The 13,272-nt window shown below is 58.9% G+C and carries 13 protein-coding genes and 1 tRNA gene; 3 read left to right on the top strand and 11 right to left on the bottom strand.

Features of this window, described 5'->3' with window-relative positions; translation table 11 throughout:
• Nucleotides 1–86: 86 nt before the first annotated feature.
• Genes ilvC through AADH44_RS03945 form a run of 6 tightly spaced genes read right to left on the bottom strand, consistent with a single transcriptional unit; the run spans nt 87 to nt 7,511 of the window.
• Nucleotides 87–1,112: a ketol-acid reductoisomerase gene (ilvC, locus tag AADH44_RS03970; RefSeq protein WP_341954205.1), complete on the bottom strand. Its 1,026-nt coding sequence runs from the start codon at nt 1,110–1,112 to the stop codon at nt 87–89.
• A gap of 30 nt (nt 1,113–1,142) precedes the next feature.
• A complete protein-coding gene (gene ilvN, locus AADH44_RS03965) occupies nt 1,143–1,649 on the bottom strand; it encodes an acetolactate synthase small subunit (RefSeq protein ID WP_341954204.1) in 507 nt (168 codons plus the stop codon).
• Nucleotides 1,650–1,653: 4 nt separating this feature from the next.
• A complete protein-coding gene (locus AADH44_RS03960) occupies nt 1,654–3,438 on the bottom strand; it encodes an acetolactate synthase large subunit (RefSeq protein ID WP_341954203.1) in 1,785 nt (594 codons plus the stop codon).
• A 36-nt stretch (nt 3,439–3,474) separates the two neighbouring features.
• A complete protein-coding gene (gene ilvD / locus AADH44_RS03955; protein WP_341954202.1) occupies nt 3,475–5,178 on the bottom strand; it encodes a dihydroxy-acid dehydratase in 1,704 nt (567 codons plus the stop codon).
• Nucleotides 5,179–5,205: 27 nt separating this feature from the next.
• Complete coding sequence (gene otsB, locus AADH44_RS03950; RefSeq protein ID WP_341954201.1) at nt 5,206–6,036, bottom strand: trehalose-phosphatase; 831 nt, start codon at nt 6,034–6,036, stop codon at nt 5,206–5,208.
• Nucleotides 6,006–7,511, bottom strand: a complete 1,506-nt coding sequence (locus tag AADH44_RS03945; RefSeq protein ID WP_341954200.1) for a trehalose-6-phosphate synthase — start codon at nt 7,509–7,511, stop codon at nt 6,006–6,008. Before AADH44_RS03945 ends, otsB begins: the two co-directional genes overlap by 31 nt.
• A 20-nt stretch (nt 7,512–7,531) precedes the next feature.
• Here AADH44_RS03945 and AADH44_RS03940 point away from each other — a divergent pair, with 20 nt between their 5' ends.
• A complete protein-coding gene (locus AADH44_RS03940; RefSeq protein WP_341954199.1) occupies nt 7,532–7,837 on the top strand; it encodes a hypothetical protein in 306 nt (101 codons plus the stop codon).
• On the opposite strand, the gene AADH44_RS03935 is transcribed toward AADH44_RS03940, so the two are convergent.
• The gene (locus tag AADH44_RS03935; RefSeq protein WP_341954198.1) at nt 7,838–8,590 is read right to left on the bottom strand and encodes a gamma-glutamyl-gamma-aminobutyrate hydrolase family protein; all 753 of its coding nucleotides are present in this window, start codon (nt 8,588–8,590) and stop codon (nt 7,838–7,840) included. It abuts the gene before it with no gap.
• Between the two features lie 290 nt (nt 8,591–8,880).
• Here AADH44_RS03935 and AADH44_RS03930 point away from each other — a divergent pair, with 290 nt between their 5' ends.
• The gene (locus AADH44_RS03930) at nt 8,881–9,513 is read left to right on the top strand and encodes a M23 family metallopeptidase (protein WP_341954197.1); all 633 of its coding nucleotides are present in this window, start codon (nt 8,881–8,883) and stop codon (nt 9,511–9,513) included.
• 97 nt (nt 9,514–9,610) lie between these two features.
• On the opposite strand, the gene AADH44_RS03925 is transcribed toward AADH44_RS03930, so the two are convergent.
• The 3 genes from AADH44_RS03925 to AADH44_RS03915 form a co-directional block, all read right to left on the bottom strand.
• The gene (locus AADH44_RS03925; protein ID WP_341954196.1) at nt 9,611–11,371 is read right to left on the bottom strand and encodes a hypothetical protein; all 1,761 of its coding nucleotides are present in this window, start codon (nt 11,369–11,371) and stop codon (nt 9,611–9,613) included.
• Between the two features lie 341 nt (nt 11,372–11,712).
• On the bottom strand, nt 11,713–12,000 hold the full coding sequence (locus AADH44_RS03920; RefSeq protein ID WP_341954195.1) for a cupin domain-containing protein: 288 nt from the start codon (nt 11,998–12,000) through the stop codon (nt 11,713–11,715).
• Between the two features lie 243 nt (nt 12,001–12,243).
• Nucleotides 12,244–12,316: transfer RNA gene (locus AADH44_RS03915), tRNA-Lys, on the bottom strand.
• A gap of 69 nt (nt 12,317–12,385) precedes the next feature.
• On the opposite strand from AADH44_RS03915, the gene bcp reads away from it, so the two are divergent.
• Entirely contained in the window at nt 12,386–12,865 is a 480-nt protein-coding gene (bcp, locus tag AADH44_RS03910; protein WP_341954194.1) for a thioredoxin-dependent thiol peroxidase, read from the top strand.
• Nucleotides 12,866–12,941: 76 nt separating this feature from the next.
• Here the strand turns inward: bcp and AADH44_RS03905 are convergent, their stop codons facing one another.
• Nucleotides 12,942–13,226, bottom strand: a complete 285-nt coding sequence (locus AADH44_RS03905; RefSeq protein WP_341954193.1) for a winged helix-turn-helix domain-containing protein — start codon at nt 13,224–13,226, stop codon at nt 12,942–12,944.
• Between the last annotated feature and the right edge of the window lie 46 nt (nt 13,227–13,272).

Here is a 13,272-nt window from a genome sequence, read left to right as displayed (position 1 = left end):
CTCAGTGAGCGCCCACGCACAACGGCCGCCCCGCAGTAGCGGAACGGCCGTCATGGCGTCTAGCCAGAGGTAGCGACTAGCGAAAGTTAGCGCGCGGCTGAACCATCGGTGTAGTCGGAGTCTTGCTGCTTCCAAGCGAAGAGAGCACGCAGCTCCTTGCCGGTTGCTTCGATGGGGTGGTTCTGTCCCTTTTCGCGCAGGGCGAGGAACTCTGGCCCGCCGGCATCCTGATCCTTGATGAAGCGGTCTGCAAAGGCACCCGATTGGATGTCCGCGAGAACAGCCTTCATATTTTCCTTGACCGACTCATCGATGACGCGGGGGCCCGAAACGTAATCGCCGTACTCGGCGGTGTCAGAGACGCTCCACCGCTGCTTGGCGATGCCGCCCTCCCACATGAGGTCAACGATGAGCTTGAGCTCGTGAAGAACCTCAAAGTAGGCGATCTGGGGCTGGTAGCCAGCCTCAATGAGGGTCTCGAAGCCGTACTGAACGAGCTGAGAGGTGCCACCACAGAGAACAGCCTGCTCACCGAACAGGTCGGTTTCGGTCTCTTCAGTGAAGGTGGTCTTGATTCCACCGGCGCGCAGGCCTCCGATGGCCTTGGAGTACGACCAGGCGAGGTCCCAGGCGTGACCACTGGCATCGTTTTCGACAGCAACGATCACGGGAACGCCGCGGCCTGCTTCGTATTCGCGACGAACCGTGTGGCCCGGGCCCTTAGGGGCTACGAGGATGACGTCAACGTCAGAAGGCGCTTCGATGTATCCAAAGCGGATGTTGAACCCGTGCCCGAAGACGAGGGTGTCGCCAGCCGCAAGGTTGTCTTTGATGTCGTCGGCATAGAGGCCGCGCTGGTGCTGGTCAGGAGCAAGGATCACAACAACGTCAGCCCACTTGGCGGCTTCGGCGCTGGTGAGCACCTCGAAGCCAGCATCCTTCGCCTTAGCAATGCTCTTCGAACCCTCCTTCAGGCCAACTTTGACCTGAACGCCGGAGTCACGCAGGTTCAGTGCGTGGGCGTGGCCTTGCGAGCCATAACCAATGACAGCAACCTTTTTGCCCTGGATGAGCGCGAGGTCAGCGTTATCGTCGTAAAAGATCTCGGTCACAGTAGTGATTCTCCTTAGTTGTTGGTTCTGTTAGTTCTTGAAAACTCGGTCAGTGATGCTCTTCGAACCCCGGCCCATGGCCAGCAGTCCACTCTGAGCAATTTCTTTGATCCCATAGGGTTCGAGCACTCTGAGGAGTGCCTGAATCTTGCCCGAGTCACCGGTGGTTTCGATGATGAGCGCATCAGATGCAACATCAACCACGCGGGCCCGGAACAGGTTTACCGCTTCGAGAATCTGTGAACGCGTCGTGTTATCGACGCGCACCTTGATCAGAAGGTGTTCGCGCGTAACCGACTGCGCGGGGTCAAGCTCGACGATCTTGATGACGTTGATGAGCTTGTTGAGCTGCTTGGTGACCTGCTCGAGCGGCAGCTCTTCGACATCCACCACAACGGTGATGCGCGAAAGGCCTTCGATCTCGCTTGAGCCCACAGCCAGCGATTGGATGTTGAACCCGCGCCGCGCAAACAACCCTGCGACGCGAGTGAGCAGACCTGGTTTGTCTTCTACCAGCAGAGAAAGTACGTGACTCATCGCTCTACTCCTCTTCCCACTCTGGGGCGTGGTCGCGGGCGTACTGCACGCTCGAATTTCCGACGCCCTGGGGCACCATCGGCCACACCATCGCATCTCGACTCACCACGAAGTCGATCACGACGGGGCGATCGTTGGTCTCAAGCGCGAGCTTAATGGCCGGATCAATCTCTTCTTTCTTTGTGACGCGGATAGCGAGGCAGCCATAGGCCTCCCCCAGCTTCACGAAATCGGGGATCATCTCGGTATCGTGCCCGGTGTTGAGATCGGTGAACGAGTGGCGTCCGTCATAGAACAGGGTCTGCCACTGGCGAACCATGCCGAGGCTCGAGTTGTTGATGATCGCGACCTTGATGGGGATCTTGTTGATCGTGCACGTGGCCAATTCTTGATTGGTCATCTGGAAGCATCCATCGCCATCAATCGCCCACACATCGCGCTCAGGGTTTGCGACCTTGGCGCCCATGGCCGCCGGAAGACCGTACCCCATGGTGCCGGCACCACCCGAGTTGAGCCACGCGTTGGGGCGCTCATACTTGATGAACTGCGCAGCCCACATCTGGTGCTGCCCAACGCCGGCGGCAAAGATGCCCTCCGGGCCAGTGATTTCACCGATGCGTTGGATCACATACTGCGGTGACAGCAGTCCGTCATCGGGTTCGGTGAACCCGAGCGGGAACTGATTGCGCAGAGAATTGAGCCGCTCCCACCAGGCGCTGTAGTCAGGCTTCGTTGTCTTGCTCGCGTCGGTGAAGGCAGCAATCAGGTCGACGATTACGTCTTTAGCATCGCCAACGATGGGCACCTCTGCCGCACGAATCTTGCCAATCTCGGCGGGATCGATGTCGACGTGGACAACCTTGGCGAGAGGCGCGAATTCGCTCGCCTTGCCCGTAACGCGGTCATCGAAACGAGCACCGAGTGCGATAAGAAGGTCAGATTCTTGGAAGGCGAGAACAGCGGGCACCGTGCCGTGCATTCCCGGCATCCCCAGGTTCAAATCGTTCGAGTCAGGGAACGCACCGCGAGCCATCAGCGTTGTCACGATGGGCGCCCCCACGAGAGTCGCGAGCTCCAACAGCTCCGCGGCTGCGCCTGAGCGTATGACGCCGCCGCCCACATAGAAGACAGGGCGTTCGGCCGCGGCCAGCATGTGAGCCGCAGCCTGAACCTGCTTGCCGTGTGCCTTCGTGATGGGGCGGTACCCGGGCAGATCAACCTTGGGTGGCCAAATGAACGGTGCGGATGCCTGCTGGCAGTCTTTCGTGACGTCTACCAGCACCGGACCAGGGCGACCCGTCGTTGCAATGTGGTACGCCGCGGCCAGTGTCGCCGGAATGTCTTCCGGCTTTGTGACGAGGAACGAGTGCTTCGTGATCGGCATCGTGATGCCCGAGATATCTACCTCTTGGAATGCATCGGTTCCCATCGAGGTCGAAAACACCTGACCGGTGATCGCGAGTAGCGGCACCGAGTCCATGTGGGCATCCGCAATTGCTGTGACGAGGTTAGTCGCGCCCGGACCGGACGTTGCAATACACACGCCAAGTTTTCCCGACGACGAAGCGTAGCCCTCAGCGGCGTGCCCAGCGCCCTGCTCGTGGCGGACCAAAATGTGACGAATAGCCGTGGATGCCATCAGTTCGTCGTAGAAGGGCATGATTGCGCCTCCGGGCAAGCCGAAGACGTCCTTCACCCCCAGCTTTTCCAAACTGCGAAGAATCGCACCAGAACCGGTCAAAATTTCCGGCGTCGTGCTCTTGGGCCGCGGTACGGGGTCAGAGGACATGTACAAATCCTTTAAATTTCACTGGTGAGCGTGGCGCTAACTGGTTACCGCGCCGCGGGCAGCGGACTGCACAAGCTTCGAATACTTGGCAAGAACGCCTCGCGTGTAACGCGGAGGTAGGGGGGCCCAGCCTTTTCGGCGGGCTTCGAGCTCAGCGGAGTCGACAAGTAAATCGAGCGAGCGAGCTGCGATATCGACCCGTATCAGATCACCATCGCGCACGAATGCAATAGGACCTGCGTCTACTGCTTCGGGAGCTATGTGGCCGATGCACAGTCCGGTTGTGCCGCCTGAGAATCGTCCGTCCGTTAAGAGTAGTACATCTTTTCCGAGTCCAGCGCCCTTGATGGCCGCCGTGATCGCGAGCATCTCGCGCATACCCGGCCCACCCTTGGGGCCCTCGAACCGGATAACCACAACAGAGCCGGCCTCGATGGTGCCGGCGGTAAGAGCATCCAACGCTTCACGCTCACGCTCAAACACACGAGCAGGGCCCTCAAACTCGGCGCGATCAAAGCCTGCCGTCTTCACAACAGAACCTTCGGGCGCCAACGAACCGGTCAGAATCGTGAGACCACCGGTGGGGTGGATGGGGTTGTCAAACTTTCGAAGAACTTCGCCATCGAGCGGGTCAATGTCCATCTCGGCGAAGTTCTCGGCAACAGTTTTGCCCGTCACTGTTAGCGCATCACCATGGATGAGCCCCTCATCCATGAGCGCCTTCATCAGCACCGGTAGCCCGCCGTGACGATCGACATCATTCATGACGTACTGGCCGAAAGGCTTGAGGTCTCCCAAATGGGGAACCTTGTCACCGATGCGGTTGAAGTCGTCAAGGGTGATCTCGACCTCAGCCTCATTAGCGATTGCCAAAATATGGAGCACAACGTTTGTTGAGCCACCGAGAGCCATCGCAATAGTGATCGCGTTCTCAAACGCCTTCTTGGTCATGATGTCTCGCGCGGTGATTCCCTTGCGCAGCAGGTTGACGACGGCCTCGCCGGAGCGGTGCGCAAAGTAGTCGCGGCGGCGGTCGGCGGATGCGGGGCTTGCGGAGCCGGGAAGGCTCATACCCATCGCTTCCGCAACGCTCGCCATCGTGTTGGCCGTATACATGCCGCCGCAGGCTCCCTCGCCCGGAGCGAAAGCACATTCGATGCGCTTGGCATCAGCTTCGCTCATCCGGCCGGCCTTGACAGCGCCAACAGCTTCAAAGGAGTCAATGATCGTGATGTCTTTTTCGGTGCCGTCGCTGAGCTTGACCCAGCCCGGTGCGATCGAACCCGCATACAGGAAGACGGATGCGAGGTCGAGGCGTGCCGCAGCCATGAGCATCCCTGGCAACGACTTGTCGCAGCCCGCGAGCGTGACCGAACCATCGAGGCGCTCGGCCTCCATGACGACCTCGACCGAGTCGGCAATGACTTCGCGACTAACGAGCGAGAAGTGCATTCCCTCGTGACCCATCGAGATGCCGTCAGAGACGCTGATGGTGCCGAACTGCAGCGGATAACCACCACCAGCATGAACGCCCTCTTTCGCTGCTTGGGCGAGACGGTCGAGTGAGAGGTTGCAGGGCGTGATCTCATTCCACGAACTCGCAATACCGATCTGAGGTTTCTCCCAGTCAGCATCACCCATACCGACGGCGCGAAGCATTCCGCGCGAAGTTGTTGCTTCGATCCCGTCAGTTACTGTGCGGGAACGTGGCTTGATATCAATAGAATCGCTCTCAGACATGCTATGAGTTTAGGGCGTTACGATACTTCAGTTTTTCCGGGCCGAAACTGCGGTTGCACGCCCATCGGCGAGTACCTTCAGAACTGCAGCAATTTCGCGTGTTCCCGCCACACGAAGTCTCGCAGCTGACGGTGCATCTCCCACTCGAACGCCGAGGTCATTCTCGCCGAGCACGGCGATGGCATCTTCATCGGTGGTGTCGTCACCGGCGAAGAAAATCGCGTCAGCACCCACGTAGTCGCGCAACCGGTCGATCGCATCGCCCTTGGTGGCGGAATGGACCGCAAACTCCACAACGTTCTTGCCGAATCGAGTGGTCAGCCCCGGCATTTCAGCCGCGACCCTAGCCACAGCTTCCGCGTGAAGCCGTTCGGCGTCTTCGGGAGTTGTCATTCGAAAGTGCAGCGCGCGCCCCGCCGGTTTCAGCTCCACCCACGCGCCTTCGGCGCTGGCGGCAAGTTCGTGCATGAGCACGTCAAGTTTCATGAGCGCTGCGGTATGTCCTTCGCTCATTGGTAGGGCTGAGTCGCCCTCATCGAGCCGGTATTCCAACCCGTGCGAGCCACCGAACAGCACGTGGCCGGGAAGGTGCGCCACATGTTCGAGACTGTCGAGTGCACGCCCCGAAATAAGGGCCATACGAGTGTCAGCGAGTTCGAGCATCCGCATCAATTGCTCTTGGGCTTCAGGAAGCGCACGAGCGTCAAGTGGGTTATCAACCTCTGGCGCCAACGTGCCATCAAAATCGAGAGCGATCAGCAAAGTAGGCACCACGACAAGAGCATCAATCGCCGCCGCGATCTCCGCATCCGAGGAGTACTGCACCACTACTTGACCCGCTTTCGCTCGACGGTCCACTCAACCTCTTCCGCCATCTCCAGCGGCGCGATGCGACGATGACGGTCAGATCGAGTAGCAGCCAAATTCTTGAGGAAGGCATTCGACCAACGGGCAACATCGTGCTCGAGAACACGTTTACGCATGGAACGCATACGGGTCGCGCGATCAGGCTTGGGCATGTTGATGGCCCGCATCATCGACTCCTTGACCCCATCGATGTCGTGCGGGTTAATCAATAGTGCCTTGCGCAACTCTTCAGAGGCGCCCGTAAACTCACTCAAAATCAGAACACCGTCATTATCGAAACGGCTCGCCGCATACTCCTTCGCAACCAAGTTCATGCCATCGCGCAGTGCCGTCACCAGCAGCACATCAGCGGCCAAATACAACGCAACCATCTCTTCACGCGGAAAACCCTGGTGCAGATAACTGATCGGGGAATGGCTCAGCGTACTGTAGTCACCGTTAATCCGACCCACCGTGAGCTCGATTTCGTCACGCAAATGCATATAGGCCTCAACGCGGCCACGACTCGGACTCGCGACCTGGATGAGCGCAACATCGCCGACCTCGATCAAGCCATCACGCAACAACTCGCCATATGCCTTCAGACGGTGGCGGATGCCCTTCGTGTAGTCGAGGCGATCAACGCCGAGCATGATCGTCTTCGGGTTACCGAGACCCTTACGAATGTCGCGAGCACGCTGCTGAATAGCAGGCTGCCGCGCCAACTCCTCGAAGCTGTGGGAGTCAATTGAAATCGGGAACGCCTTAGCAACCACGCGGCGCGTAGATTGCCCGGCAATGGTCACCTCAATCGCCGGGTTCTTCGTTGGATGATTCGTGAGCCGACGAACCGCCGACGAAAAGTTGGAAGCGTCAGACGCACGCTGGAACCCAACAACGTCAGCACCGAGCATGCCTTCTATAATCTGCGTGCGCCACGGCAACTGGGCAAAAATCCCGTATGGCGGAAACGGAATATGATTGAAGAAACCGATAGTGAGATCGGGACGCTTTTCTCGCAGCATGCGCGGCACGAGCTGCAGCTGGTAATCCTGCACCCACACAACAGCACTCTCGGCACTGATGGCGGCTGCGGCATCCGCGAACCGCTGATTGACCGTAACGTAATCATCCCACCACTCGCGGTGGTAGGCCGGTGGCGCAATCACGTCGTGATACAGCGGCCACAGGGTGTCATTACTGAACCCCTCGTAGTACTCCTCGATATCTTGAGAATTCAGCGGCACCGGAACAATGTGAATACCGTCGTGCTGGAACGGCTCGATCTCAAAATCGGGACGCCCCGCCCAGCCGACCCAGGCACCATCTGCAGCCTTCATAACCGGCTCGAGCGCTGTAACCAGTCCACCGGGCGAGCGCTTCCAACTGATCGCTCCGTCGTCACCGACGATGCAATCGACCGGCAGCCGGTTGGAAACAACGACGAAATCGTACTCGGAAGGAGAAGAATTCTTATGAGCTTCCATGCATAGACATTATCAGCGGGGTGGCAACTGAGGCTGAGGATAGGAACGCGCAATTCCCCGCGCCATTAGATAGCTACGCTGGCAGCAATCAGGATGTCACGCTAGCGTTATACGACATCAACCTCGGAGGAAATATGCGCAAGTACCTGTTCAACGGCAGTCTCCTCAGCGCAGTCGCGGGCGGCTGGAGCGTCTTCCAAACCACCAAACAGGGCCCGCGAGACTGGCGTCTCATCCTTATGTGGATCAGTTGGGGCCTCACCATCGCGATCGCCGTCGGCACCATCGCCAAACAGGCTCAAGACTCGTACGACCTCGAAAAGTAGTCAGGCGCGCTGCGAGCGGTTCTCGCGATAGCGGGCTGCCGCCTTAACAACGCCGTCAAAGAGACGCAAGTCTTGTTTGGCATCCTCTTCTGGATGCCACTGCACGGCAACCCCAAAGTCGACGCTCGGCAGTTCAACGGCCTGAATCACGCCGTCGTCGCTGCGTCCGGAGACGATGAGCCCGTCGGCAAGTGTGTCGATCGCTTGGTGGTGGTACGACTTCACTGCCACGCTGTCGTCGCCGCCGAGAAGGGAGCTGAGTGTGGTGTCGCGTTCAACCGCAACATCGTTCACTAAGAAGGTGCCGCCCCCCGCGCTATAGCGACTTGAGCCGATCACGTCGGGCAGGTGCTGAATAATTGTTCCGCCCAGCACCACGTTGAGCACCTGCGCACCGCGGCAGATTCCTAAAAACGGAACGTTTTGCTCAATAGCCGCCCTCACGAGCGCATCTTCGAAAGCGTCGCGATCTTTGCGGGGAACGTCGGTGGTCGGATGCGCTTCTTGGCCGTATCGGGCCGGGTCAACGTCTTTGCCGCCCGTCAGGATCAAGCCGTCAAGCCCCTGGATGATCGACGATGCGATCTCGGAATCTACGGGTTGTGGTGGCAACAGAACGGCGATACCACCGGCATCCGTCACTGCTTCGAAGTAAATTTTCGGCAAGAACGACGCGGGGAGATCCCAGACACCGGTTTGAGCCTGTTCGAGGTACGAGGTGAGCCCGATTACTGGCCGTGAACTGGTGCCCATGCGGATTCCTCTCCGTTAACAAATAGAACGTTTGCATCCAAAGGATATAGGGAACTGTGAGTGAATTGTGGCTTCCTGAGAGTGGTTCTCAGGAATCTGCGCTAACTTCGTCTACTTACTCGCCTGTCTAACCGCATCGAAGCGGTTTCGGCCAGTGTGCTGCAGTGCGAACCAATCTGGCTCTCGAGCGCTCACCCTAGTGGCCGCCGAGCCAACACCAGATTGTTGTCGCTTTCGCAGCACCGCACCCTGCCCCAAACCAAGGAATGCTGTTGAAACGCTCGTTAACTATGCTCGCCATCGGGGCGATCCTCATTGGCGGCACAGTACCCGCCGCAGCCTTCTCGAACTCGGCGAACCAAGTTGTACTCGCGGGCCCCGAAAATTCCGCCGCAAGCACACCCAGCGTCGCCACTGCTACCGGCAGCCGCGACGACATTCAGACGTTCGCGTCGCCCGCAACCACCGCCCCCGCACCCATCGTTCGCGACACGTTTGCGGTCGAACAGGTTCGGCAAGAAGTCATTATCACCGCCTCGGGGCCAACTGGCTCCCTCGACATCACCCCTGCTAACGGCCCCATCAAAGACCTCTTCGGCTACCGCGGCACCGAGTTCCATGGCGGCATCGATATCATGGCCCCAGAAGCTTCGGCAATTGTTGCGGCCTCTGCTGGCACGGTCGAGAGCGTCACCTTCGGTGGCGGCTGGGGTCGTCACGTTATTGTCGATCACGGCGGCGGAGTGAAAACCTTGTACGCCCACATGATCGAAGGCTCACAGGCTGTTGTCGCCGGCCAGTGGGTTGCTGCCGGCCAGTTCTTGGGTTCCGTTGGCAACACCGGCTATTCCACGTTCCCGCACCTTCACTTCGAGGTCTACGTATTCGAAACACGCGTCGACCCGATGCCTTGGCTGCCGTGAAATTACTTCGCTCGTGCGGGCTTTAGCCCGCACGCCTCGCGCATAGTTGTGGCCCCGTCGCTTGCGAGCAGCGGGGCCACAACTTGTTAGTGGACGTCTAGCTCACGGCATCCAATCGGCGTCGCACGTAGACGGCAGCGGCACCGAGCAAGATCATCCCCGATGGCACTAGCCACCAGAGAGGCCCAGCTCCCCCGCTTCCGGTGAAAGCGAGTGTCGGCAGCCCTAGGGCAAGGGTTGGTAGCCCCAGAGCAAGCGTCGGCAGATCAGGGTCGCACGCGGTGCCCTCGGGAACTACGAAAGCGAACGCTGGCGGATCAACCCAATCAAACTCGAGTCCATTCGGATCTACCACCTGGACGGTTACTTCAACCGATCCCGGGCCCGCGACCGTGTAGGTGCCAGCAACGATCCCAGCAACACCGTTCACCGTAAACGTGACGAGTGCGGGGTCATAGCCAGGAGCAACACCGAGCCGGTAGCTTCCGGCTACATTGCAACTGGTCTGGCTGAAGGTGACCGCGGGCATGACAAGGCCCAGGGTCTCCAGATCACACGCGGGATCCGCCGGATCCAGTTGTGGGTTGAGTGTTCCGGCAAACGTGAGGGTTGTTGTGCCGGCCGCGACTATCAGTGCGGGACCACCGCTGGTGAACTCAGCTCCAGGATTCGCTGTCGCCGTCACGCGGTAGTCCTGAGGGCCCACAGGGTCGGTCACCGCCCCCCACGTGGCATTAGAGATGGCACCGAGGATGAGTTGCTGAGGAGCATTACAGGATGCGTCAATTAGTGACACTTCTGCGGTTGCTTTGGCTAGTTCCACCGGCGAGCAGTCGCGCAGCTCGCGCTCGGTCAGCCCACGAACTTCCTCAGCCCTAGTCTCTGTGACCTTGACCGTTCCATAGAAGACGCTGCTCACCGTAGTGACGATTGCGCGCCCGTCAGCGCTCACGGTGGCACAGATCACCTCGGTGGAACGTTCCACCAGATTCGAGGTACACAAATCGCTGTCGTCACTTGCGACGATAAAGGATGTCTGGTTGATGTCGTAGTCGCCGGTGTCGTTGACATCATCGCCGAGCTCGCTCCGCAGGGTGAGAACCGGCTGGTCGCCCGGCGTCAGTACCCAGCCACTGGGATGATCCTCGCTCGCCACAAACTGGCACACAAACACCTCCTCGGGCGGGTCACAAGCTACACGCTCCCCTACTGAGAGAGCACGAGTACCCTGCGTGATCGTGAAGTCAACCTGAGTCGCACCGTAGAACCACTTCGTCGCGGTCGTCATGTAGACCCGTCCGCCATACTGGTATGTCGGGCACTCGACTTCTTCGTCAACAGTTACTTCAGTAGACGAACACAGGCTCGCATCGTCATCGGGAACGACGAATGACGGCTGGCTGTCATTGAAGTCTCCGCTGTCGTTAACATCGTCGCCAAGGGCGTTGATGCTCACATGGATCGGTTGTTCGCCGTCCTTGAGTCGGTAGCCGGAGGGTGAATTATCGCTTGAGACAAACTTGCACACCCACACCTTCTTTTCCGTGTTCGTGGTTGAGCGAGATGGGGATGCGGGTGCTTCGACTTCAGTTGCCGGCGCGTCAACGACAGGAGCAGACTTTTTCGCGACCGGCGCGGGAGCGTTGGCGACCGCGACACTGGAAGTGGATTGTTGTGCGGGTTCGGGTGTGGGGGCGACGCTCTCTGCGTCGAGAGCGGACACGCCCGGAGCGGACACGTTGGGAGCGCTGGGGGGTGCACTAGCCTCATCGGCGAATGCGGGGGCGGAGACTCCGAGGAGTGCGCCACCGGTGAGGGCGATACTGGCTACCGTCGCCAGCAGTTTCTTCATGAACATGATGGGCAGCTTTCTGCAGGGGGATTGCGTTTTCGGCGCATCGGCACGCAGCTGCAGAATCGTGATCACCATTGGCGCACGATGGGGAGTGCGAGCGCATTCACGGGGGTAAAACGCGCCGCTGGGGTGAGATTCGGGCATCACCTTCTTCAGCACCGTCGGGGTAACCGATTCGGGTCGGTCAAGTGCTGACCACAAAATAGCATGTCCCCCATGCAGGGGGCAGTAGACAAACTCGTCTGAGTTCACGCCGCAGATCGCGTGCCCGCAAGCTGCCTCAGGTGAACCAGAGAGGGGCCCGGATCACAAAACCGAGATTGGACCAATCACTGCAACTTCAGTCATGTCGCATCATGGAGTTCCACCTCGACGAACGTCACGGTCTTGTCGCCTTGATTGGAAACGTTGTGCTCCACGCCAGCTTCCCGAAAGTAAGCGCTGCCCGGTGACAACGGCACCGAGACCTCCGCATCTTCACTCTTCTGAAGAAGCGCACCGTCCGTGATCGCTATCACGATGTAGTCAAGCTCGTGTCGATGATGGCCGGTCTCTGCCCCTGGGGCGAGATCCCACCTAGTGACCCTTGCCTTCGACCCGTCGATTACCGGTTGCGGAACTGCGGTATCCATTTTTAGCGCTCCTCTAGGTACCGTAAGAGAATGTGTACTGTCAGAGAACGAGCTTCGCGAAGACGCACGTCGTCACGCCTAGACTAACCGCAGACCCACAAAGGCTCTGGTGTTCGTCGCAAGGCCGATCGTGCGCCGCGGGGGTTGATAGCTAGCTTGCACACTCAGGTAGAGCAGGCACGCTGCGCGAGAAAGACACAAAAAGCTTCCAAATCTTTGTGATTGTGAGGCTTTTCGAATTTGTACACCCCCCGGGACTTGAACCCGGAACCCACTGATTAAGAGTCAGTTGCTCTGCCAATTGAGCTAGAGGTGCTTGGCGCGGTTGACCTCTCGGGCAACCGAGGATCAACGTTACCATGAGTTAAAGCGACCAAGGAGCACAATGACTACGGAATCAACTCGACTTGCTGCAGGCACCCCGGCACCAGGCTTTTCTTTGCCTGATCACGACGGAAATCTGGTGTCGTTAAGCGACTTTTCTGGCACGAAGGTGATTCTCTATTTCTACCCAGCAGCGATGACTCCCGGATGCACGACACAGGCGTGTGACTTCCGAGATCAGCTTGGCGCCCTGCAGTCTGAGGGTTATGCCGTGCTGGGTGTTTCTCGCGATACTCCCGAGAAGCTGTCCAAATTCCGGGACAAAGAGGGCCTTACTTTCCCGCTCCTCAGCGACCCCAACCACGAAGTGCACGAAGCATATGGAACGTGGGGCGAAAAGAACTTGTACGGCAAGCAGGTTGTTGGCGTCATCCGCTCCACCTTCGTCATTGGCGAGGACGGCAGCATTTCACTGCCTTTGTATGCGGTGAAGGCCACAGGGCATGTCACGTCACTGCGCAAAAAGCTTGGGCTCGATTAACCGCTGATGGCGCGGGGGCGATGATTCGCGCAAACGACGTCGCTCCCGACTCCGCTCAGGCGGATCCACAACAGAACTATTCAGCCTTACCTTTAGCAAACATCGCCAGCAGCTCCCCCACGCGATAGTCCGTGTCGAGCGGATGCCTCAAGGGCATCGACGTATTGAGTCGGTACGAGTTTCGGCGACCCTCACGTTGCCGCTCAAGGTACCCAGCTTCTTCAAGCTCCGTGACGATTCGCTGCGCTGCGCGCTCAGTGATTCCCACCTGAGTGGCGACATCCCGAAGCAGTGCATTGGGGTTCTCCGACACACACATGAGGACATGCGCGTGGTTGGTGAGGAACGTCCATTTTGCCATGCCCCAACCATACCTCAGACGAAAAAATTAGCACCACTTGCAATTC

This window comes from Salinibacterium sp. TMP30, assembly GCF_038397785.1.
Lineage (GTDB): Bacteria > Actinomycetota > Actinomycetes > Actinomycetales > Microbacteriaceae > Rhodoglobus.
This window is presented reverse-complemented; position numbering and strand designations above follow the sequence as displayed.

Bases quoted from the DNA above. Each gene is read 5' to 3' on its own strand.
- ilvN (WP_341954204.1), bottom strand. From the start codon at position 1,649: ATGAGTCACGTACTTTCTCTGCTGGTAGAAGACAAACCAGGTCTGCTC.
- AADH44_RS03960 (WP_341954203.1), bottom strand. From the start codon at position 3,438: ATGTCCTCTGACCCCGTACCGCGGCCCAAGAGCACGACGCCGGAAATT.
- ilvD (WP_341954202.1), bottom strand. From the start codon at position 5,178: ATGTCTGAGAGCGATTCTATTGATATCAAGCCACGTTCCCGCACAGTA.
- AADH44_RS03945 (WP_341954200.1), bottom strand. From the start codon at position 7,511: ATGGAAGCTCATAAGAATTCTTCTCCTTCCGAGTACGATTTCGTCGTT.
- AADH44_RS03935 (WP_341954198.1), bottom strand. From the start codon at position 8,590: ATGGGCACCAGTTCACGGCCAGTAATCGGGCTCACCTCGTACCTCGAA.
- AADH44_RS03930 (WP_341954197.1), top strand. From the start codon at position 8,881: ATGCTCGCCATCGGGGCGATCCTCATTGGCGGCACAGTACCCGCCGCA.
- AADH44_RS03925 (WP_341954196.1), bottom strand. From the start codon at position 11,371: ATGTTCATGAAGAAACTGCTGGCGACGGTAGCCAGTATCGCCCTCACC.
- AADH44_RS03920 (WP_341954195.1), bottom strand. From the start codon at position 12,000: ATGGATACCGCAGTTCCGCAACCGGTAATCGACGGGTCGAAGGCAAGG.
- bcp (WP_341954194.1), top strand. From the start codon at position 12,386: ATGACTACGGAATCAACTCGACTTGCTGCAGGCACCCCGGCACCAGGC.
- AADH44_RS03905 (WP_341954193.1), bottom strand. From the start codon at position 13,226: ATGGCAAAATGGACGTTCCTCACCAACCACGCGCATGTCCTCATGTGT.